This is a genomic window from Ilyobacter polytropus DSM 2926, assembly GCF_000165505.1.
In the GTDB taxonomy this organism is placed as follows: Bacteria; Fusobacteriota; Fusobacteriia; order Fusobacteriales; family Fusobacteriaceae; genus Ilyobacter; species Ilyobacter polytropus.
On the sequence record NC_014632.1, the window covers coordinates 406,589 to 427,015 of the forward strand.

Annotated in this window: 18 protein-coding genes; 16 read left to right on the forward strand and 2 right to left on the reverse strand. The window is 36.4% G+C overall.

Translation table 11 applies throughout. From position 1 onward, the window contains the following. The first annotated feature begins 18 nt into the window (after positions 1–18). The 16 genes from ILYOP_RS01890 (at position 19) to ILYOP_RS01965 (ending at position 18,452) form a co-directional block, all read left to right on the forward strand. Positions 19–2,277 (forward strand): LptA/OstA family protein, encoded by a 2,259-nt coding sequence (locus tag ILYOP_RS01890; protein WP_013386817.1) that lies wholly within the window; start codon positions 19–21, stop codon positions 2,275–2,277. Positions 2,278–2,291: 14 nt separating this feature from the next. Beyond that, a complete protein-coding gene (gene lptB / locus ILYOP_RS01895) occupies positions 2,292–3,017 on the forward strand; it encodes an LPS export ABC transporter ATP-binding protein (RefSeq protein ID WP_013386818.1) in 726 nt (241 codons plus the stop codon). 223 nt (positions 3,018–3,240) lie between these two features. Then, positions 3,241–5,847, forward strand: coding sequence for an alanine--tRNA ligase (gene alaS, locus ILYOP_RS01900; protein ID WP_013386819.1), 2,607 nt, complete (start codon positions 3,241–3,243; stop codon positions 5,845–5,847). Positions 5,848–5,908: 61 nt separating this feature from the next. Next, a complete protein-coding gene (gene ruvX / locus ILYOP_RS01905) occupies positions 5,909–6,328 on the forward strand; it encodes a Holliday junction resolvase RuvX (RefSeq protein ID WP_013386820.1) in 420 nt (139 codons plus the stop codon). Between the two features lie 22 nt (positions 6,329–6,350). Then, positions 6,351–7,571 (forward strand): protein translocase subunit SecD, encoded by a 1,221-nt coding sequence (gene secD / locus ILYOP_RS01910; protein ID WP_013386821.1) that lies wholly within the window; start codon positions 6,351–6,353, stop codon positions 7,569–7,571. Positions 7,572–7,573: 2 nt separating this feature from the next. Beyond that, positions 7,574–8,464, forward strand: a complete 891-nt coding sequence (secF, locus tag ILYOP_RS01915) for a protein translocase subunit SecF (protein ID WP_013386822.1) — start codon at positions 7,574–7,576, stop codon at positions 8,462–8,464. A 100-nt stretch (positions 8,465–8,564) separates the two neighbouring features. Next, on the forward strand, positions 8,565–9,698 hold the full coding sequence (alr, locus tag ILYOP_RS01920; protein WP_013386823.1) for an alanine racemase: 1,134 nt from the start codon (positions 8,565–8,567) through the stop codon (positions 9,696–9,698). A gap of 4 nt (positions 9,699–9,702) precedes the next feature. Next, positions 9,703–10,884, forward strand: coding sequence for a class I SAM-dependent rRNA methyltransferase (locus ILYOP_RS01925; RefSeq protein ID WP_013386824.1), 1,182 nt, complete (start codon positions 9,703–9,705; stop codon positions 10,882–10,884). A 15-nt stretch (positions 10,885–10,899) separates the two neighbouring features. Next, positions 10,900–11,439, forward strand: a complete 540-nt coding sequence (locus ILYOP_RS01930; protein WP_013386825.1) for a CvpA family protein — start codon at positions 10,900–10,902, stop codon at positions 11,437–11,439. 3 nt (positions 11,440–11,442) lie between these two features. Then, on the forward strand, positions 11,443–12,516 hold the full coding sequence (locus ILYOP_RS01935) for an LptF/LptG family permease (RefSeq protein WP_013386826.1): 1,074 nt from the start codon (positions 11,443–11,445) through the stop codon (positions 12,514–12,516). Further along, complete coding sequence (locus ILYOP_RS01940) at positions 12,517–13,593, forward strand: LptF/LptG family permease (protein ID WP_013386827.1); 1,077 nt, start codon at positions 12,517–12,519, stop codon at positions 13,591–13,593. A gap of 21 nt (positions 13,594–13,614) precedes the next feature. Further along, entirely contained in the window at positions 13,615–14,838 is a 1,224-nt protein-coding gene (locus tag ILYOP_RS01945) for a M16 family metallopeptidase (protein WP_013386828.1), read from the forward strand. A 12-nt stretch (positions 14,839–14,850) separates the two neighbouring features. Next, positions 14,851–15,294, forward strand: a complete 444-nt coding sequence (gene dut / locus ILYOP_RS01950) for a dUTP diphosphatase (RefSeq protein WP_013386829.1) — start codon at positions 14,851–14,853, stop codon at positions 15,292–15,294. Between the two features lie 21 nt (positions 15,295–15,315). Beyond that, positions 15,316–16,422, forward strand: coding sequence for a rod shape-determining protein RodA (rodA, locus tag ILYOP_RS01955; protein WP_013386830.1), 1,107 nt, complete (start codon positions 15,316–15,318; stop codon positions 16,420–16,422). A gap of 9 nt (positions 16,423–16,431) precedes the next feature. Beyond that, complete coding sequence (locus ILYOP_RS01960) at positions 16,432–17,301, forward strand: RluA family pseudouridine synthase (protein ID WP_013386831.1); 870 nt, start codon at positions 16,432–16,434, stop codon at positions 17,299–17,301. 911 nt (positions 17,302–18,212) lie between these two features. Then, the gene (locus ILYOP_RS01965; RefSeq protein WP_013386832.1) at positions 18,213–18,452 is read left to right on the forward strand and encodes a KTSC domain-containing protein; all 240 of its coding nucleotides are present in this window, start codon (positions 18,213–18,215) and stop codon (positions 18,450–18,452) included. 111 nt (positions 18,453–18,563) lie between these two features. Here the strand turns inward: ILYOP_RS01965 and ILYOP_RS15620 are convergent, their stop codons facing one another. Both ILYOP_RS15620 and ILYOP_RS01975 read right to left on the reverse strand, forming a co-directional pair. Continuing rightward, entirely contained in the window at positions 18,564–18,929 is a 366-nt protein-coding gene (locus ILYOP_RS15620) for a hypothetical protein (RefSeq protein ID WP_013386833.1), read from the reverse strand. Between the two features lie 21 nt (positions 18,930–18,950). Further along, entirely contained in the window at positions 18,951–19,796 is an 846-nt protein-coding gene (locus ILYOP_RS01975; protein WP_013386834.1) for a hypothetical protein, read from the reverse strand. Between the last annotated feature and the right edge of the window lie 631 nt (positions 19,797–20,427).

A 20,427-nucleotide genomic window follows, 5' to 3' on the forward strand; every position in this document is an offset into this window, starting at 1 on the left:
AAAACCTTTGAGACAGACATGAAAATGAGTTACGTAAATTTAGATGGCGATATACTGATGGAAAGTGAAAAAATAAAAGTAAGTGCAGACAAAATAAGATACAGTGATGATACCAAGATCGCAGACATAATAGGAAATATAAAGGTAAAGGGGGAAAATCTCAGTGAAGATACCCCGGGCTCTCTAGAAGGGAGTTTTAAAAATGCCAGATATAATTTGGAATCTAAGGTTTTAGAAGCCTGGGATCCCTTTGTAATAGATTACAACGGAATTAAATTATACGGAGACAAACTAATATATTATGAAGAAACAGGAAACTTTCTTGTCTCTGAAAATGTTCATGCTGAAAAAGACGGATTTACCCTTTATATGGATAGTATAGAGCATAAATCAGCTGAGAATACTGTAATTTTTCACTGTGAAATTCAAGGTGGAGACGATATATACTCCATAAAAGGAAAGAATGGATACTATGACACCTTAAAAAAACAGGTGGAACTAAAAGGAGACGTCGTTGTAAGCTCTAAAGACGGAAAAGAGCTAAAGGCTGACAGAGGAATCTACGAAACTGAGACAAAGGTCTTGTATGCCTACGGAGATACAAAAGATGTAATCTATAAATCTCCTGATGGCAAGGTAACTTCTAAAGAGATAGTATATAAAAGTGAAACAGAGGAACTTTTCCTAAATAAAAAATATACTTTTTCAAACCAGGAATATACCAGCAAGGGTGAGAAGTTTTATTATAATAATCTCACTGGAGCAGGAAAAGCTGAAAAGGGAGATATAAAAAGTAAAGAATTCTACGGAAAAGGGAATCTTTTGGAGTTCAACACCCAAGAAAAATATTATGAGGCTGTGGGAGATGCTTATTTTGAAAATTCAGATTATTCTGTAGAAAGCTCTAAGCTCACCTATGATCAGAACTCAGGTCAGGTCACAGTCCCAGGAAAATATACTGCCAGAGGGAAAAATAAAAATGAGATTTTTAAAGGACTTGAAGCTACCTACAACACCCAGTCTGGAGATTTTGTATCTCCTGGAAAGTTTTCTGGTGAAAACTCCGATTATAATTTTGAAGGTGTAGACCTCACATATAATAAAATCAGCGGAATAGGTAAGATAGACAGAGATATAATAATAACAGGGAAAAGAAATGGTACAAAGATCACAGGAGACAGAGGAAACTTCAAAAACGGTGAGTTTGCAGATATTATAGGAAATATAATAGTGGAAAGTAAAGATATCACAGCAACAGGAAACAAGGCCACATATAAGCAACAGGAAGACAAGGTTTACATTCCTGGAAATATAAAACTCAAGGGTAAAACATCAGACTTTAACGGAATTATGAGAGACGGAGTTTTCGATACAGAAAAATCTGTCTATACAGGAAAGGCCTTTGAGGGTAAGAGTGACACTGCCACAGCATCAGGAGATTTCATAAAATATTATACTGAAAAAGATTCCTTTGAACTTACTGGAAATGTAGTATTGAAAGATCCAGAAACAGAGATAAGAGGCTCACAGGCTGAGTATTTTATTGATTCAAACGAGATGCAGGCAAAACAGCCTTTCAAAGTATTTTATGACAACCTTGTCATAAACTCTGCAAAGGGTAAATTTAATATGGACAGCAAGTCTTTAGACGGAAATAAAGTAGTAATTACCTCAAACAACGATGAAAAACTTCAGGGAGATCATGTTTTTGGTTCTTTTGCAGATAAAAAAGTTGACTTTGTGGGAAATGTAAAGGCATCAATGTATCAAACTGATAAAAAGACCGGAAAAAAAGAACCTGTTAATTTTGAGGGAAACTCTGCAAGGGTTTACTTTATAGAGGATAACGGGTATAAGGCAAATAGAAGTGAGATAAAAGATAATGGAGTATTCAGATACAGCGGGATGACGCTGCATTCAGACTACCTGGAACTAGACCTAGTGAGAAATCTGGCCCTAGGAAGAGAGGGGAGCCGGTTAATCATGGAAAACGGAACTGAGGTGACATCTGATATAGTAGATGTAAATCTTACTACAGAGGTGGCAAATCTTATAAATAATGTGGAAATAACAAATTTCAGTCAGGAATCAGGATATACCAAGGCTACTGCAGACAAAGGTATAATCAGAAATAAAGAAAAAATTGCAGAACTTGAGGGAAATGTAAAGGCTGAGAGTGCTACTGCGACTATAGAGGCTGACAAGGGTATTTACGATATGAATACCAATAAATTTAAGGCAATAGGGAATGTATTTATAAATTATAAAACAAATTAAGGAGAGATCTCCATATGAAAAGTATAATAGCACAGGATTTGTGCAAAAGTTATAAAAAAAGAAGAGTAGTCAATGGAGTCAGTCTAGAGGTGAAAAAAGGTGAAATAGTAGGCCTTTTAGGGCCTAACGGTGCGGGAAAGACAACTACTTTCTATATGATGACAGGTATAGTGAAACCTGAATCTGGAAAGGTCTGGTGTAACGAGATGGATATAACAGGATTACCGATGTATAAAAGGGCAAATATGGGTATGGGGTATCTGGCTCAGGAACCTTCAGTGTTTCGAAACCTCACTGTAGAAGAAAATATCTATGCCATACTTGAGATGAGAAATATCTCTAAACCTGAGATGAAGGAAACTATGGAGAAATTACTAGAGGAATTTAAGCTGTCTCATGTGTCTAAATCTTTGGGATATTCATTATCCGGAGGTGAAAGGAGAAGGGTCGAGATAGCGAGAACCATAGCGAATAATCCGGATTTCATTCTTCTAGACGAACCCTTTGCAGGGGTTGATCCCATAGCAGTAGAGGATATACAACAGATAATAAGATATCTAAAGGAAAAGGGATTGGGGATACTGATAACCGACCACAGTGTAAGGGAAACACTAAGCATAACTGAAAAAGCCTATATAATGGCCCAAGGTCAGGTTCTTATAAGTGGTACACCTAAGGAGATCACAGAAAATGAAATGGCCAGAAAAATTTATCTAGGAGAAGGATTTAAACTAGATTAAGTTTTATTATATTGATAAGATGTAATTGGGTTAAAAATTCTTGTTACTTTTCTTTTGGAAGAAAAGCACTACAATAGTGTTTCTTTCCTATGTTCAGGGTATAACCAAAAGGTTAAGACTGTGAAAGTCAACTAAATAAATTCAGTAATTAAATTAAAACAATGGTAAAAATTGTTAGAAAGTTTTTAAAAATATAAATTTACTTTTGAAACGGAGGAAATATATGCTTACAGGTAATGAAATCAGGCAGAGATTCGTAGAATTTTTTAAAGAGAAAGAACACAAGCACTATGAAAGTGCATCTCTTATCCCTGATGACCCTACACTTCTTCTTACGGTTGCAGGAATGGTTCCTTTTAAACCTTTCTTTTTGGGGCAGAAGGAAGCACCAAATTCCAGAGTTGTTACTTATCAAAAATGTATAAGAACAAACGACCTTGAGAATGTAGGAAAAACAGCAAGGCACCATACTTTTTTTGAGATGCTTGGTAACTTTTCTTTTGGAGATTATTTCAAAGAGGAAGCTATAGCATGGTCTTGGGAGTTTATAACAGAGGTCCTAGGACTTGAAAAAGAGAAGATGTGGATATCAGTGTTTACAACTGATGATGAGGCAGAAAAAATATGGATTGAAAAGTGCAATATCCCAAAGGAAAGAATAGTAAGACTAGGAGAAGAGGACAACTGGTGGTCTGCAGGGCCTACAGGTTCTTGCGGTCCTTGTTCTGAAATCTATGTGGATATGGGAATAGAGTACGGGGGAGATGAAAATTCAAAACCTGGAGATCCTGAGGCAGACGACAGATTCCTAGAAATATGGAACCTTGTATTTACAGAGTGGAACAAAAAAGAGGACGGAACTTTAGAGCCACTTCCAAAGAAGAACATAGACACAGGAGCCGGTCTAGAGAGAATCGCCTCTGTAGTGCAGAAAAAAATAAACAACTATGAAACAGATTTAATCCTTCCTATTATAGAAGAGGCAGGGAGACTTACATCTTCTGAATACGGTAAAACAGAAAAAACAGATTTTTCCCTTAAGGTAATAGCAGATCATATAAGAGGAATAAGCTTCCTCATAAATGACGGTGTGCTTCCTTCTAATGAGGGAAGAGGGTATGTCCTGAGAAGAGTTTTAAGAAGAGCAGTGAGACATGGAAGACTTTTAGGGACATCAGAAAACTTCCTGTATAAACTAGTGGATAAAGTGGTGGAAATAATGAAAGGCGCCTACCCTGAAATCCTTGAAAATATGGAGCATATAAAGAAAATAATCAAAATCGAAGAGGAAAAATTTTCTCATACCCTAGGACAGGGGATGCAGATGGTAAATGATGAGATAGAAAAGGCAAAAGAATCAGGGGAAAATAAACTTTCTGGTGAGATAACCTTCAAACTATATGACACTTATGGTTTTCCTTATGAGCTGACTGAAGAGATATGTGAAGAAAAAGATGTGGAAGTATATCTAGAGGAATTTACAGCTAAGATGGAAGAGCAGAAAAAAAGAGCCCGTTCTGCAAGAGAAGTAGTAATGGAAAAGGGACAGGACAGCTTTGTAGAGGAGTTTTATGATAAATACGGGAAAACTGTATTTGAGGGATATGAAAAACTTCAAAATAAAAGCATAGTCTATCATGTAGAAAATATAGATGAGAATAAAGTGATGCTTATTTTTAATAAGACTCCACTTTATGCTGAATCTGGGGGACAGGCATCAGATCACGGAACTGTAACTGCTGACGGTCTAAAAGGAAAGATAATAGATGTGCAAAAACAAAAAGAGATATTTATGCACACAGTAGTTGTAGATGAGGGAATGGACCTTCTTAAAAAAGGACTAGAGGTAACCCTCACAGTGGATGATGAAAGAAGAAGAGATATAATGAGAAACCATACGGCGACTCACCTTTTGCATAAGGCTCTGAAAGATGTACTGGGAAGTCATGTACAGCAGGCAGGATCTCTAGTAGATGCAGACAGACTGAGGTTTGACTTTACTCATTATGAAGCTGTGACAAGAGATCAGCTAGAAGAAGTGGAAAAAATAGTAAACAGACAAATATTTAAAAATACATCTCTTAAGGTACAGCATATGACTCTAGATGAGGCCAAAGAAAGTGGATCTACTGCTTTGTTTGGGGATAAATACGGAGATCTGGTAAGAGTGGTAAATGTACCTGGATACTCATCTGAACTATGTGGAGGAATACATGTAGACAGAACAGGTGAGATAGGTCTTTTTAATATCTTGACTGAAACAGGTGTAGCAGCTGGAACCAGGAGAATAGAGGCTACAACAGGTGTAGCAAGCTATAAAACTGTAAATCAGATGGAAAGGCTTATACTATCTGTATCAGATGCCCTAAAGACTGATCCAAAACACCTCGAGGAAAAAATAGAGAAAACTATAGAGGCATTTAGAGAGACTAATAAAGAACTAGAGGCTTTGAAATCTAAGCTGGCTTCTTATGAGGCTAATTCACTCTTTGACAATATAGAGGAGATAAATAATGTCAAGGTTCTAATAAAGGCATTTGAAGGTAAGGAAGCAGGTTCCCTGAGAGAGATAGTGGATAAAGCCAAGGACAAGCTTGGAAGCTGTATAATTGTTTTGGGAACAGACAACGAAAAGGCAGTTTTTGCAGTAGGTGTAACAAAAGATCTAATGTCAAAGGTAAAGGCTGGAGATCTTGTAAAAGAGATAGCAAAAATAGCAGGTGGAAACGGGGGTGGAAGACCTGATTTTGCCCAGGCTGGTGGAAAAGACGGTAAAAAGGTTCCTGAAGCTCTAGACCACGCAAGAAAAATACTAACTGAAAAACTTTAACTATTTTGACGGGGAAACCCGTCTCTTGGTTTTATATAGTGATGTAAAAGAGAGGTATAAAATGTTTAAAAAATATCTCGCCCTTGATGTAGGCGATGTAAGAATAGGAGTTGCCAGATCTGATGCTATGGGAATGTTTGCCCATCCACTAGAGGTCATAGACCGAACGAAAACAAAGGCCGTAAAAAGAGTACAGGAACTATGCAGACAGGAAAATACCAAGAGTATAGTTGTGGGAATCCCAAAAAGCCTAGACGGTCAGGAGAAAAGACAGGCTGAAAAGGTAAGGGAGTTTATAGAAAAGCTTAATAAAAGTATAGAGGGCCTGGAAATAATAGAAATAGATGAAAGACTCTCTACGATTTCAGCAGAAAGAATGCTCAATGAAACAACTAACAAAGATGCCAGGGGAAAAAGAAAGGTAGTGGACAAGATAGCAGCTGCCATAATACTTCAGACATACCTTGACATGAAAAAATAGAAAACAGAAAGTGGGAGGACATATGAGAAAGGGAACGATTGTTAAACTGCTCTTTATACTGGCAATTCTCATTGGAGCAGGATGGTTGAGTTTTGTAAAGCCGACTAGACTAGGTCTAGATCTAAAAGGCGGAGTGTATGTGGTGCTAGAGGCCAAACCTGAAAAAGATCAGGTGATAGACGATGAAGCGATGACAAGGCTTATAGAGGTACTAGACAGAAGAATAAACGGTCTAGGTGTTGCAGAATCAGTGGTTCAAAGAGCCGGAGAAAAAAGAGTAATTGTAGAACTTCCAGGGATAACAAACAGTGAAGAAGCAGTGGACCTAATAGGTAAAACAGCACTTTTGGAGTTTAAAATAGTGCAGGAAGACGGTACCCTAGGAGAAACTCTCCTTACAGGAGGATCACTAAAAAAGGCGGCTGTATCCTATGACAAACTTGGAAGAGCAGAAATTCAGTTTGAAATGAATCAAGAAGGTGCAGTGAAATTTGCCGAGATAACAAGAAATAATATAGGGAAAAAACTTGCAGTGACCTTAGACGGAGAGGTCCAGACAGCACCGACTATCAATACAGAGATACCAAGTGGAAACGGTGTAATAACAGGAAGCTATACTGTAGACGAAGCAAAGGCTATGGCAACTCTTTTGAATGCCGGAGCACTTCCTGTGAGAGCCGAGATATTAGAGACAAGATCAGTAGGAGCATCTCTTGGAGATGAATCTATAGCCAAGAGTACAATGGCTGCAAAAGTTGCAGTGGCACTAATAGGAATATTTATGATTATTTTCTACAGACTGCCTGGACTTGTTGCAAATCTTGCCCTTGTGGTTTTCGGAATTATAGCATTTGGTACACTTAACTTTTTAGACGCAACTCTTACACTTCCTGGAATAGCAGGACTTATACTGTCTGCTGGAATGGCAGTAGATGCCAATGTTATTATTTTTGAGAGGATAAAAGAGGAGCTGTCATTTGGGAATACGATACTTTCCGCTATAGATGCGGGATTTAAAAAGGCTTTTGGAGCGATATTTGACTCTAACATAACGACTCTTATAATAACTATGATACTATTCACTTTAGGAACAGGACCTGTAAAAGGTTTTGCAATAACTCTGACAATAGGAATACTAGCTTCTATGTTTACAGCTATAACAATAACTAAGATACTTTTAAAAGGTTTCGTAGGTATATTTAAAATAAAAAGGCCGGAATTATTCGGGGTTAGGGGGAACTAATAGTGAAAATAGATATTATAAATCATACTACCAAATGGCTTGGTGTATCGGCCTTTGTTGTAATATTTGCCGTTGTTGGTCTTTTGTTCAAGGGATTAAATTTCGGAATAGACTTCTCAGGTGGAAATCTTTATCAATTTAAATTTGAAAAAAATGTAACACTGGGAGAGGTAAATAGTTTCTTTGATGAGGTATCTAAAGATTATCCTCAGTTAGATGGAAAAAGCAGAAAGGTACAGGTTTCAGGTGAAAATACAGTAATACTGAGAACATCTGAAATGGATGAAAATCAAAAAAATGATTTTTTAAATACTGTTGAAAATTTTGGGAAATACGACCTTCAGAAAGCTGATAAAGTAGGAGCTACCATAGGGGAAGAATTAAAAAGTTCTGCTTTTTACGCTTTGATTTTAGGGTGTATACTTATAGTTTTATACATCACAATAAGATTTGAGTTTAAGTTTGCCATGGCTGCTGTAATAGCTTTATTTCATGATGTTATTATCTCTGTAGGTGGAATCGCATTATTAGGATACGAGGTAAATACACCATTTATAGCCGCTGTGCTGACTATACTTGGGTATTCTATAAATGATACTATAGTTGTATTTGACAGAATAAGAGAGACTCTCAAAAGAAAGAAATCTCCAGAACTAGGGGAGGCTATCAATATAAGTATAAACCAGGTTATGACGAGATCTATAAATACATCTCTTACGACCTTTCTTGCAGTGATAGCTATACTCGTTTTCGGAGGAGAGAGTCTGAAGACATTTATAACAACTCTTCTTATAGGGGTAGTTGCAGGAACTTATTCATCGATCTTTGTAGCCAGTCCTTTGGTATATCTACTAGAAAAAAATAAAGATAAAGAAGCTATACTAGAAAAGTAAAGATAAGCCTTCCTGACTAGCTCAGGAAGGCTTAATATAAAAATATTTCTTAAAAATATTAAGGAATATTTTTGTATTAACACAAAGAGGAGTGAGGTTTTTGAGGGCATGGGCAGATATAAATCTTGATAATTTAATATATAATTTAAATATAATAAAAGAATTTGCTGGATCTAAAAAGATCATGTGTGTAATAAAGGCAGATGGCTATGGTATGGGTGCAGTGGAATGCGCTAGAATACTCTCTGAAAACGGAGTGGAAAACTTTGGAGTGGCTTGTTATGAGGAAGGATATGAGCTCTATAAGGCTGGTATAAAAGGTGAAATTTTACTTTTGGGTGCAACTCCCTTTGAAAACATAGCAGATGCAGTAAAATGCGGCTTTCAGATTACAATAAGTTCATTTGAACAGATAGATTTTCTACGAAGAAACAACCTGCATCCAGAGGTGCATATAAAGGTAGACACTGGAATGGGGAGACTTGGATTTTCTCATGAAGAGGCTCTAAAAGCCATAAAAATAATAAGAGATGAAAATATAGCAGATATAGTGGGAGTTTATTCCCATCTTTCTGTGGCAGATATGCCTGAAAAAGATCAATTTACACTGGATCAAATTGAAAAATTTAAAGTTTTTGAAAAGATGGAGTCTATTAAGTACAAACATATACTCAATAGTTCGGGACTGTTAAGGTTTGCAGATGCTACAGAGAGTAATTTGGTCAGGGTAGGAATAATTCTTCATGGTGTGGTTCCCTTTGAAAGTGAGCTTCAGAAAAAATTTAAACCAGTATTTTCATTTAAAACAAAGATAATTTTCTTGAATAAAATTACCGAAAAAACTTATGTATCTTATGGTAATACAGAGACTGCAGAACCTGGAGACTTAATTGCAACAATGGCGGTGGGATATGCCGACGGATTTGTAAGAGAATTTTCAAACGGAGGAATCGTAGAGATCGACGGGGTAGGATGTAGAGTAATAGGAAAAATATGCATGGATATGACCATGATAAAAATACCTGAAGAACTTAAGGATAAGGTGCAGGTAGGGACAGAGGTAACAATAATAGGCAAAGATATACTGAAAAAAGCAGAATGCATAGGGACTATCCCCTATGAAATAATGATAGGATTAGGGAGAAGAGTAGCCAGGTTTTATATAAAAAACGGAAAAGTATTAAAATTTAAATCTCTACAAGAGAGTGAAGCTAAAGAGTTTCAGAAAGGATAAATTGATGACAAGAGTTATACTGAAAAACGGAAAAGAGAAAAAAATAAGGAATTTTTATCCCAATGTCTTTAAGGATGAGATCCAGAGCATAATGGGAGAGGCGAAAACAGGTGATATAGTAGATGTATGTAAGGGAGACCTTACCTTTGTAGGAAGAGGCTATGTGACAGAGGGAACCTCTGCTTTTGTGAGGGTACTGACTACAAAAGAGGAACCTATAGATAAGAAGTTTATCTTGAATAAGATAAAAAAAGCCTATGATAAGAGAAAACACCTAGAAGAGGAAACCAACTGTACTAGAATATTTTTCTCAGAGGGAGACGGACTCCCGGGACTTATTATAGATAAATTTGACAAGTATCTTTCTATACAGTTTAGAAATTCTGGAATTGAAAAATTCAGACAAGAGATAATAAATGCAGTAAAGAAAGTGGTGAAGCCAAAGGGAATCTATGAAAGAAGTGATGTAGAGAACAGAACTCATGAAGGGGTAGAGCAAAAGACCGGTGTAATTTTCGGGGATATCCCAGAGAGAACCATAATGAAAGACAACGGGTTGAAATATGTGATAGACATAATTGACGGTCAAAAGACAGGGTTTTTCCTGGATCAGAGGGATTCTAGAAAATTCATAAGACCTTATCTCAGCCAAAATACAAGGTTTTTAGATGTTTTCTCTAGCAGCGGAGGATTCTCAGTAGCGGCACTTAAAGAAGGTTGTAAAAAAGTCGTGGCTATAGATAAAAACGCCCACGCTTTAAAACTATGTCATGAAAATTATGAATTAAATAATTTTGACGGAAACTTTGAAACTGTAGAGGGAGACGCCTTTATGCTCCTTAAGATAATGGCAGAAAGAGGTGACAAGTATGATGTCATAACCCTAGACCCACCATCCCTTATAAAGAAGAAAATTGATGTTAGAAGGGGAAGGGACTTTTTTTATGACCTCTGCGACCAAAGTTTTAAGATGCTAGAGAACGACGGGATACTAGGGATAATAACATGTGCATATCATATATCTCTTCAGGATCTTATAGAGGTGACAAGAATGGCGGCTTCGAATAACGGTAAAAGGTTGCAGGTGATGGGGATAAATTATCAGCCTGAAGATCATCCGTGGATTTTACATGTTCCGGAAACTTTATATTTGAAAGCTTTGTGGGTAAAGGTTCTAGAGGATTAACAGGGAGTGGTCAGTATGTATCTTGATATTTTGATAGCAGTAATACTTATAATGACAGTTATAAAAGGATATCTAAACGGCTTCTTTATAGAGGTTCTTTCTTTTTTCGGAATGTTAATAAACCTTATTTTTACTAAAACATTAACCCCTATACTCATACTAAATTTTGCCATCAAGCCTGAAAATCCATTTTACTCAGGAGTCTACGCAATTACTTTCCTTGTAGTCTACACGCTCATGGGAATGTTTATAATGTTTATAAAAAAAGCTCTTAAAAAAGCCTTTAAGGGGAAACTAAACACCTTAGCAGGGAGTATTTTAGGTTTATTTAAAGGACTGCTAATATCCTTTGTAATTATGGTATTTTACTCTCTTTTGAGTATGAATTTGGATTTTATACAAAAATACGGAGAGGGCAGCTATAGCCAAAAGGCCTTTATATCGTCACTTCCAGTTTTAAGGGAGTATTTTCCTGATGAGTACGGTGAAAGACTGCAAAATCTGGCACACAAGGAAAAAGTAGAAGAGTATCTGAATAATATATTAAAGGAGTAATAGATGAAGATAATACATAGGTATATATTAAAGGAGATGAGAATGCCGATAATTTTTGGTATCAGTCTCTTTACCTTTATTTTTCTCATAGATATTATGGTGCAGATGATGGAAAATATCATAGTAAAGGGAGTATCCCTCCTAGATGTAGTGAGGATTCTTTCTTTTTATCTTCCACCGATACTTTCCCAGACTATACCTATGGGATTTTTTTTAGGGGTTATGATAACTTACTCCAAGCTCACCAGCACCAGCGAGAGTACAGCTATGAATTCCATGGGGATGAGTCTAAACAGCATAATAAAACCTACTTTTATGTTGGCCTTAGGAATAACAGCCTTTGTATTTTTTCTCCAAGAGTCTATAATCCCAAACTCTTTTGTAAAACTGCAGCAGCTTACTCTAAAAATAGCCTACGAGAAACCTGCATTTCAGCTGAAAGAAAATATGTATATAGATGAGGTAGATGATTACAGCATCTATATAGATAAGGTGGGAGGCGACGGATCTGCCGAGAATATACTTATTTTCAAAAAAGAAAAAGATAACTCTTTTCCAACAGTCTTAACTGCAAAAAAAGCTATGTGGAAAGATGCAGCTATGATATTAGAAGACGCAGAATTTTATAACTTAAATCCTGACGGCAGTGAAAAACTCCGAGGGGAATTTTCCAGGCAGAAAATACCTATAAATTCTTTTTTTGAAAATGTAAAGATGAAGGTAAGTGAGATAGAGACCATGTCAGTGAGACAGTTATTGAAAGAATCAAAAGACAAAGATGATGAAGAAAAGCTGCCTTATATTGTGGAGATGAATAAAAAACTGGCTATTCCACTTTCGGCAATTATGCTAGGAATATTGGGAGTCTTATTTTCAGTAGGGCATCACAGAAGCGGAAAGGGAGTCAGCTACGGGATAAGTCTCGGGGTGATATTCCTTTATATAGCCTCTTTAAATGTGGGAGTGGTCATGGCAAACAGAGGTAAGATATCGCCCTTTATAGGGATTTGGACACCGAATTTTGTGCTGCTAGGACTGACAATATATATGTACCTTTTAAAAAAGAGGAGAGGTTAGATGAAAAAAATAGACAGATATATCACGATGAATTTTATAAAGTCTATTGTCCTCAGTCTTTTTGGGTTTATAAATATTTTTATACTGAGCCAGCTTTTCAAGGTGATAAGATATGTCACCGAAGGAAGATTCGGAGGAGTAGATGCCATATATTATATAATCAGTTTACTTCCTGATATCATAATAAAGGTAATGCCTCTAGCTGTACTCCTAGGTGGACTCATGACAATAAACAAAATGGCCAGCAGCCTTGAGATAATAGCCTTAAAGACATCTGGAATAAGTTTTAAGAGGATAATAACTTTTCCTATTTTAATAGCATTTATTATATCCTGTGGTGTCTATTATATGAATGACAAAATATACCCTGAATCTATAAAAAAATCCAGGGAGATCAAAAGAGGGGGCTATGAGGATATGGAGCTCCCTGAAAGCAGAAAAAAAGCCTTTCTCAGGGGAAAGGATAATTATGTATATTATGCAGAAAGTATAAACAGGATAACTTCTACTGCTGTAAATATAGAGATATTGGAATTAGATTCAGAATTTGAAAAACTGACCAAGATTATAACTGCAGAAAAGGGAATATACCACAGGGAAAATAAGCTGTGGAAGTTTGAAAATGTAACTGTAAATAATCTGGAAAAAAAGAGCAGCTATACTTTACCTGTGATGCAGGATGTCAGGTATGATGATGAACCTGAGAGATTCCTGGCTCCTAGTGTAAACCCGAAACTCCTCACTATAAAAGAGATGAGAAGCACCCTAGGTGCTATAAAGCAGACTGGGGGAAATTCCAGAGAGATACTGATGGAGCTAGGGGACAGGACATCTTTCTCCTTTGCCAGTTTCGTAGTTTCATTTCTAGGACTGTCTCTAGGAAGCAGATATGTGAGGGGAGCCTCGGCTGTGAGTGTGGCAATGAGTGTGGGCCTTGGCTATAGTTATTACATAGTGCAGGCATCTATGGAGGCAATAAGTATGGGAGGGGTGATTCATCCCTTTATAGGGGCATGGATACCCAATATTTTATTTTTGATACTAGGTATTTATGCCATGTATAAAGCCGAATATTAACAGAATGGGAGTTGACAACTTATGAAAATAGAGATACTAAAACTGAAAAACGGAATCCCGGTATTGATTGAGAATATAGAAAACCTCAATTCAGTGGCCCTTGGAATTTTCGTAAAAACCGGAGCTAAAAATGAACTCCCAGGAGAAGAAGGGGTATCCCATCTACTAGAGCATATGATGTTTAAGGGAACAAAAAACAAAAGCTCTAAAGAGATATCTGAGACTATAGACAATGAAGGCGGTATAATAAACGCTTATACAAGTAAAGAGATGACGGTATATTATGTACAGCTTCTTTCTCACAAGCTAAGGGTGGGGACAGATATTCTCACAGATATATTTTTGAACTCAACTTTTACAGAAGAAAGTCTAGAAAGAGAAAAAAATGTAGTTATAGAAGAGATAAAAATGTACGAAGATATTCCTGAGGAAAAGGTTCATGATGAAAATGTGAGGTTTGCAGTAAGTGGAAGCCAGTCAAATATAGTCCTAGGAAGCATGGAAAGTGTAAAAAATATAACAAGAGAAAAACTTGTTTCTTATTTTGAGGAAAGATATGTTCCTTCAAAAATGGTGATATCTGTGGCAGGGCGTGTAGATAAAGATGAAATAATGAACTTATTGAATGAAGGAATAGGAAATCTAGAAAGAGATGAATTTGAAAGAGAGTATGACGGAAAGATGTCTATAAACTCTGGGGAAAACATCATAAAAAGAGATACAAACCAGATGCATCTTTGCTTTAATACAAAGGGAGTGTCCACAACTGATAAAATCAGATACTCAGTTTCTATAATCTCAAATATACTAGGCGGAAACATGAGCTCGAGACTTTTTCAGAAAATAAGAGAAGAAAAAGGTCTGGCTTATTCTGTATACAGCTATAACTCATCTTTTGAAGAGGGGGGACTCTTTACAGTGTATGCAGGAACCACCAAGGAAAACTACAGAGAAGTCATTGATATGATCAAAGATGAATTTGAAGAGATCAAAAAAGACGGTATAACTGAGGAAGAGCTGAGAAAGGCTAAAAATCAGTTTTTGAGTATGCTTACCTTCGGACTTGAGACAAGTAAATCTAGAATGAACAGAATGGCCAGCTCTTATCTAATCTATGAAAGAGTAAGGGATCTAGATGAGATAATAAAAGAGATAGAAGGCATAAGCCTAGAAGATATAAAAAATGCTGCATCTAAAATTTTTGACGAAAAATACTACTCTTGGACAATATTGGGAGATCTATAGGAGGTATAAAATTTGGAAAAGATAGAAGTGAAAATTCTCAAAGAAAACGGGGTAACCCTTCCTAAATATATGACAGAGGGGGCATCTGGAATGGATGTCTGTGCTTATATGGATGAGCCTGTGACACTAAAACCCCTAGAAAGAGACCTTATACCTACAGGGATAAAGATGGAGATACCCTATGGTTATGAGGTACAGGTAAGGCCAAGGAGCGGACTTGCCATAAAACACGGAATAACCCTTTTGAATACCCCTGGGACTATAGATTCAGACTATAGGGGGGAGATAAAGGTAATAGTTGTAAACCTGAGCAACGAAGAGTATAAGATAGAGCCTGGAGAGAGAATAGGGCAGCTTGTTCTTCAAAAGGTATACCAGATGAAATTCAACCAAGTGGACAGTCTAGGAGAGACAGAAAGAAGCGGCGGCGGATTCGGCCACACAGGGAAAAAGTAGCGAAAAGAGAAAGAGGGAATCATGAAAAATAACAGAGATATAAGAGTTATACTCAAAAGAATGAAAAAAATGAATAAATCTCTTTTTATCAATACAATACTGATAGTTGCTGTCAGTCTTTTTTCTGTATTTAGTGCCACATATCAAAAGACCTATGGATTTTTTTATAGGGAACTTGTGTGGACAGGGATAGGTCTTGGGGTTTATCTTGTTTTTTCTTTTTTCAATTACAGAAATTATGCCAAGTATTCCAAGGTCATATATCTTTTTAATATAGTTTTGCTGGTCTCAGTATTTATATTTGGTGAGACCCGTCTAGGAGCCCAAAGATGGATACCTCTAGGACCTATAAATTTACAGCCGTCGGAATTTTCCAAGCTTTTTATAGTGCTGACTTTGTCAGAGCTACTGACAAACAAGTACAAGAATAATTTTCGTGGCATGAAACATATAGTTTTGAGCGGACTGCATATAGTACCTATATTTCTCTTGATAGCAAAGCAGCCTGACCTTGGAACTTCTCTGGTGCTTATATTTTTATACTGCATCCTTATATTTATCCACGGAATCGACTGGAAATCTATATTTATAATAGCCGGTGCCGGGGCAGCCTTTGTGCCTGTATCATATTTCTTTCTTTTGAAAGATTATCAAAAGCAGAGAATCCTGACTTTTTTGAATCCAGAGGCAGATATGTTAGGAAGCGGATGGAATGTAATCCAGTCAATGATAGCAGTGGGTTCAGGTGGAATGATGGGCAAGGGATTTTTTCAGGGGACACAGAGTAAGCTGAGGTTTTTACCTGAATCTCACACAGATTTTATAGGGGCTGTTTTCTTGGAAGAAACAGGTTTTATGGGAGGGTTGCTGCTTTTAGCTCTTTATCTGGCTCTTATTATACAGATAGCAAGAATTGGAAGTACTTCTAGTGACACCTATGGAAAGCTCGTGTGTTATGGAATTGCCTCGATAATATTTTTTCATGCAGTTGTAAATATCGGTATGATAATGGGAGTAATGCCTGTCACAGGGCTGCCTTTACTGCTCATGAGTTACGGGGGAAGTTCCTTTTTATTTACATTTATGATGTTAGGTATTGTGCAGAGTGTAAAGATATATAAAGATTAAGGAGAGAAAATGGAGCATAAGATAGATAAAAACTTTCATGACACGAGACTTGATAAATATATAAGGAAGAAGTACGAGGGGATAAACCTAACTGAGATCTTTAAACTTATAAGAAAAGGCCGAATAAAGGTCAACGGGAAAAAAGTAAAGCAGAATTACAGACTCCAGGATGGAGATATAGTAAAGGTCTTTTATATGGGGGGAGAGACTGCTGTAAAAAAATTCATAGATCTTTCCCCAAAAGAGACAGAGTATATAAAAAAAGGTATAGTCTATGAAGATGAGGATGTTCTTTTGTTTAATAAGTCTCCAAACATGGTTATGCACAAGGGAAGCGGTCATGACTATGGTCTCTCAGAGATGCTAAAATCTTACTATCAAAGAGAAGATTTTACATTTATTAATAGAATAGACAAGGCGACTTCCGGTCTCATAATAGGTGCAAAAAATCTCCCTATGACGAGAAAACTATCTGAAGATATGAGAGATGGGAATATAAACAAGAGATATTATATACTGGTAGAGGGAAGAGTAGACAGGGAAGAATTTCAGATAAAAAGCTACCTTAAAAAGACAGATACCCATGTGGTAGAGTTAGAAAAGTATGAAAAAGGTGCAAAAGAGAGTATAAGTTATTTTAAAGTAGTCCAAAGAGGAAAAAACAGAACCATATTAGAGGGGACACTTGGCACAGGAAGGACTCATCAACTGAGGGTGCACCTGGCCAACCTGGGACATCCTATCGTAGGAGATGCGAAATACGGGGAAAACACCAGAGGGGAGATGTGTTTGTTTTCTCATTATACTGAGATATTGTCTTTGGGTATAAAAGTAGATTTACCACTTCCTGAGGTTTTTAAAAACAAATTGACAAAGTAAAAGTGATTCTTATAAAAATAAACTGATTTTATTTAGGTACAGATTCTATTATGAATTTGTACCTTTTTTTAATTTGAGTTACTGAGAGTATGAGAAGATTAGAGTCAAAAGAATTTTTGTCACGAATGGACACAGATAAAAGATAAAAAAATTAACACGAATAAGGATAAAACCTTTTTTGGCCACAGAGGGCACGGAGGTAAAAAAAAGAGTTACACAGAGAAAGATTAAAAGATTTCGTCACGAATGGGCACTAATAAAAGATAGAAAAATTAACACTAATGGGGATAAAACCTTTTGTCCACAGAGTGCACGGAGGTAAAAAAGAGAGTTACACAGAGAAAGATTAAAAGCTTTTGTCACGGAATGGGCACTAATAAAAGATAAAAAAATTAACATGAATGGGGATAAAACCTTTTGTCCACAGAGTGCACGGAGGGTAGAGAGAGTTTCACGGAGTTGAGAAATATAAAGTCAAAAGATTTTTTGTCACGAATTACACGAATTGACGCAAATTCAAAGATAAATGAAAGAACCTTTTTTGTCCACAGAGTGCACGGAGGTAAAAAAAAGAGTTACACAGAGAAAGATTAAAAGCTTTTGTCACGGAATGGGCACTAATAAAAGATAAAAAAATTAACACGAATGGGGATAGGATCTATTTTTTAGGGGTGCCTTTTCTTTGGTTACTTTTGCCCTGACCAAAGGGAGGAAATGCCCTTGGGGTACTTTGGGCAAGCAAAGAAAGTAACAGAAGCTTTTGTAGAAACTCTATAATTTAATTTCAAATAAATGAAACTACTTGGATTAATTGATTAAAAAGAATTAATTTGACATATGTAGAACAAGCATATATACTTCTCACAAGTAATGTGCATATGCTTATTATGTTTTGTGAAGAGGAGAGTACAATGAAAACCAAAAACTTTAAATCCAGATTGATTTATTCTATAGAATATATTTTTTCAGAAAAACTCCTTGTTGTAGAGCTCAATAAAGGCGGTATTTATAAATATTTTGGTGTACCTTTTTCTGAATACTTAAAGTTGAGGTTTTCCAAATCTCCGGGCCATTATTATACAAATTTAATTAAAAACAACGGTAAGTATAGATTTGAAAAACATGATATAATACCTCTGAAAATAAGATAGTTTAGGTGAAATATTTAAAGTCTTTTTAGTCACCAATTACACGAATAGATAAATTAAAAAAGAGAGAAACTTTGGATAATCCAAAATTTCTCTCTTTTATTTTTGATAGATTTAGTTTTGGTAGCTATATGGAGTAAAAGGACCTGTCACCTGATTGGAAGCAGTAGAAGTCGCAATGGACGTTCCAGCTGCCAATGCACCGGCACTTGAATTACCAGATGAAGACTGGTTTCCGGAACCAGTAGATGTTGAAGAGTCAGAACTCATACCAAAGGCAGATGAAAAAGATGCTCCTAGTCCCCCACCACTACCAGTAGAAGTTCCTCCGGTAGAAGTAGATGGAGAACTAACTTCAGAATTACCGCCAGAACTAGAATCTCCACTAGAATCATTATCAGCAGCAATAGCTACAGTGCTAAGCATTAGAAAAATTCCAGATATTATTAAAAATATTTTTTTCTTATTTATAAATTGCATAAAAAACCTCCTTATAAAAATCTAGAATGTGAATCCAACTGCTAAAGACCCGATAAAACCTATGGCATCTTCGTCAGCTTCCTTGAAAAGATCTGTAAGGGCCAAGCCTAAAGTCACAGGATAGTCAGGAAAAGGCACAAGACTCGTACCAAAGGTGGTGATACCTGTGGTGTAGTCTAGGATGAGACTCATCTGAGGGTGAAGGTATACTGCACCAGAGATAAATGGGTCTATTTTGCTGTCTCTGTCATCATCGGTATTTATATCTACGAAACTTTCATTACCGAAACCTGCCGTTAATATCATAGGGGCTGTGTTATTTGGAAACAATTTTGTAGCAGCAGCATAAAAACTTTCATCTAGTTCATCTTCACTAGAATCGTGCCAGATATCAAAGTTTGACATTCCTACGGCAACTCCCACTCCATATTCTGGGAAAGTATGACCCACACTTAGATTAAGTGAACCTCTGTTGAAAGCACCTCCGTCAGAAGGATCGATACTTCCTATGGAAAGGGAAGCCGCTCCACCTAGTGATTCGAAGGGATCTCCGAAACCAAAACCAAATGCTGTAGCTCCGTCTGTGTCACTGTCTTTGTGAACACCAGATAATGCTGCAAATCCCACTCCCCATCCTGGAACTAAACCAGATGGAGCACCGAATGTGAATCCAGGAACAGTTTTCAACTGACTAAAATCGTCTACCAGATAAAAAAGTTTGTCAGATTCAGATTTTGTTTCTGTCATCTCTGCCTTTGATTTTAGCTCTGCCAATGCAGCGCTAGACCGAGAGAAATTATCTCCCTGGGCCATGGCCACAGAACTTATTATAAGTGTAGAGACTAAAGTGTTTCTTAGTAACTTCATAAGTATCCTCCTTAAAGTGTTAATTATAATTAAGTTATAGTACACATATTGAGTTTTCAATGCAAGAAAAAATAATTTTTTTGCGATTTTTTTGTATTTTTTGTGAGATGGTTGTGAACAATTGTATAGCTTAATGATAACTTTTGAAAATATACAATTTTTTTTGGAATATCCTTTATGAAAATTAAAAGATTGAAAATATTTCGTCACAAATTACACAAATTTAAAGATAAATAGTAGAACCTTTTTTTGGCCACAGAGGGCACGGAGGATAGGAGAGAGTTTCACAGAGAGGAAAAATATAGAATCAAAGGATTTTATCACGAATGGTCACTAATAAAAGAGAAGAAATATCAACACGAATAGGGATAAAACCTTTTTTGGCCACAGAGGGCACAGAGGATAGAGAGAGTTTCACGGAGAAATACTAAAAGACATTTATAAATTATGTCAATAAAAAGATTTTCTCTGTGCAGCTCATGTTTAAGACTCTGTGTAACTCTGTGAGCAAAAAATATATAAAAAAAGAAATCAAAAGATTCTGGCCACAGAGGGCACGGAGAATAGAGAGAGTTTCACGGAGAAATACTAAAAGACATTTATAAATTATGTCAATAAAAAGATTTTCTCT

Coding starts and splice junctions, on each gene's coding strand:
- ILYOP_RS01890 (WP_013386817.1), top strand. CDS start 19: ATGAAAATGAGTTACGTAAATTTAGATGGCGATATACTGATGGAAAGT.
- lptB (WP_013386818.1), top strand. CDS start 2,292: ATGAAAAGTATAATAGCACAGGATTTGTGCAAAAGTTATAAAAAAAGA.
- alaS (WP_013386819.1), top strand. CDS start 3,241: ATGCTTACAGGTAATGAAATCAGGCAGAGATTCGTAGAATTTTTTAAA.
- ruvX (WP_013386820.1), top strand. CDS start 5,909: ATGTTTAAAAAATATCTCGCCCTTGATGTAGGCGATGTAAGAATAGGA.
- secD (WP_013386821.1), top strand. CDS start 6,351: ATGAGAAAGGGAACGATTGTTAAACTGCTCTTTATACTGGCAATTCTC.
- ILYOP_RS01925 (WP_013386824.1), top strand. CDS start 9,703: ATGACAAGAGTTATACTGAAAAACGGAAAAGAGAAAAAAATAAGGAAT.
- ILYOP_RS01930 (WP_013386825.1), top strand. CDS start 10,900: ATGTATCTTGATATTTTGATAGCAGTAATACTTATAATGACAGTTATA.
- ILYOP_RS01935 (WP_013386826.1), top strand. CDS start 11,443: ATGAAGATAATACATAGGTATATATTAAAGGAGATGAGAATGCCGATA.
- ILYOP_RS01940 (WP_013386827.1), top strand. CDS start 12,517: ATGAAAAAAATAGACAGATATATCACGATGAATTTTATAAAGTCTATT.
- ILYOP_RS01945 (WP_013386828.1), top strand. CDS start 13,615: ATGAAAATAGAGATACTAAAACTGAAAAACGGAATCCCGGTATTGATT.
- rodA (WP_013386830.1), top strand. CDS start 15,316: ATGAAAAATAACAGAGATATAAGAGTTATACTCAAAAGAATGAAAAAA.
- ILYOP_RS01960 (WP_013386831.1), top strand. CDS start 16,432: ATGGAGCATAAGATAGATAAAAACTTTCATGACACGAGACTTGATAAA.
- ILYOP_RS01965 (WP_013386832.1), top strand. CDS start 18,213: ATGAAAACCAAAAACTTTAAATCCAGATTGATTTATTCTATAGAATAT.
- ILYOP_RS15620 (WP_013386833.1), bottom strand. CDS start 18,929: ATGCAATTTATAAATAAGAAAAAAATATTTTTAATAATATCTGGAATT.
- ILYOP_RS01975 (WP_013386834.1), bottom strand. CDS start 19,796: ATGAAGTTACTAAGAAACACTTTAGTCTCTACACTTATAATAAGTTCT.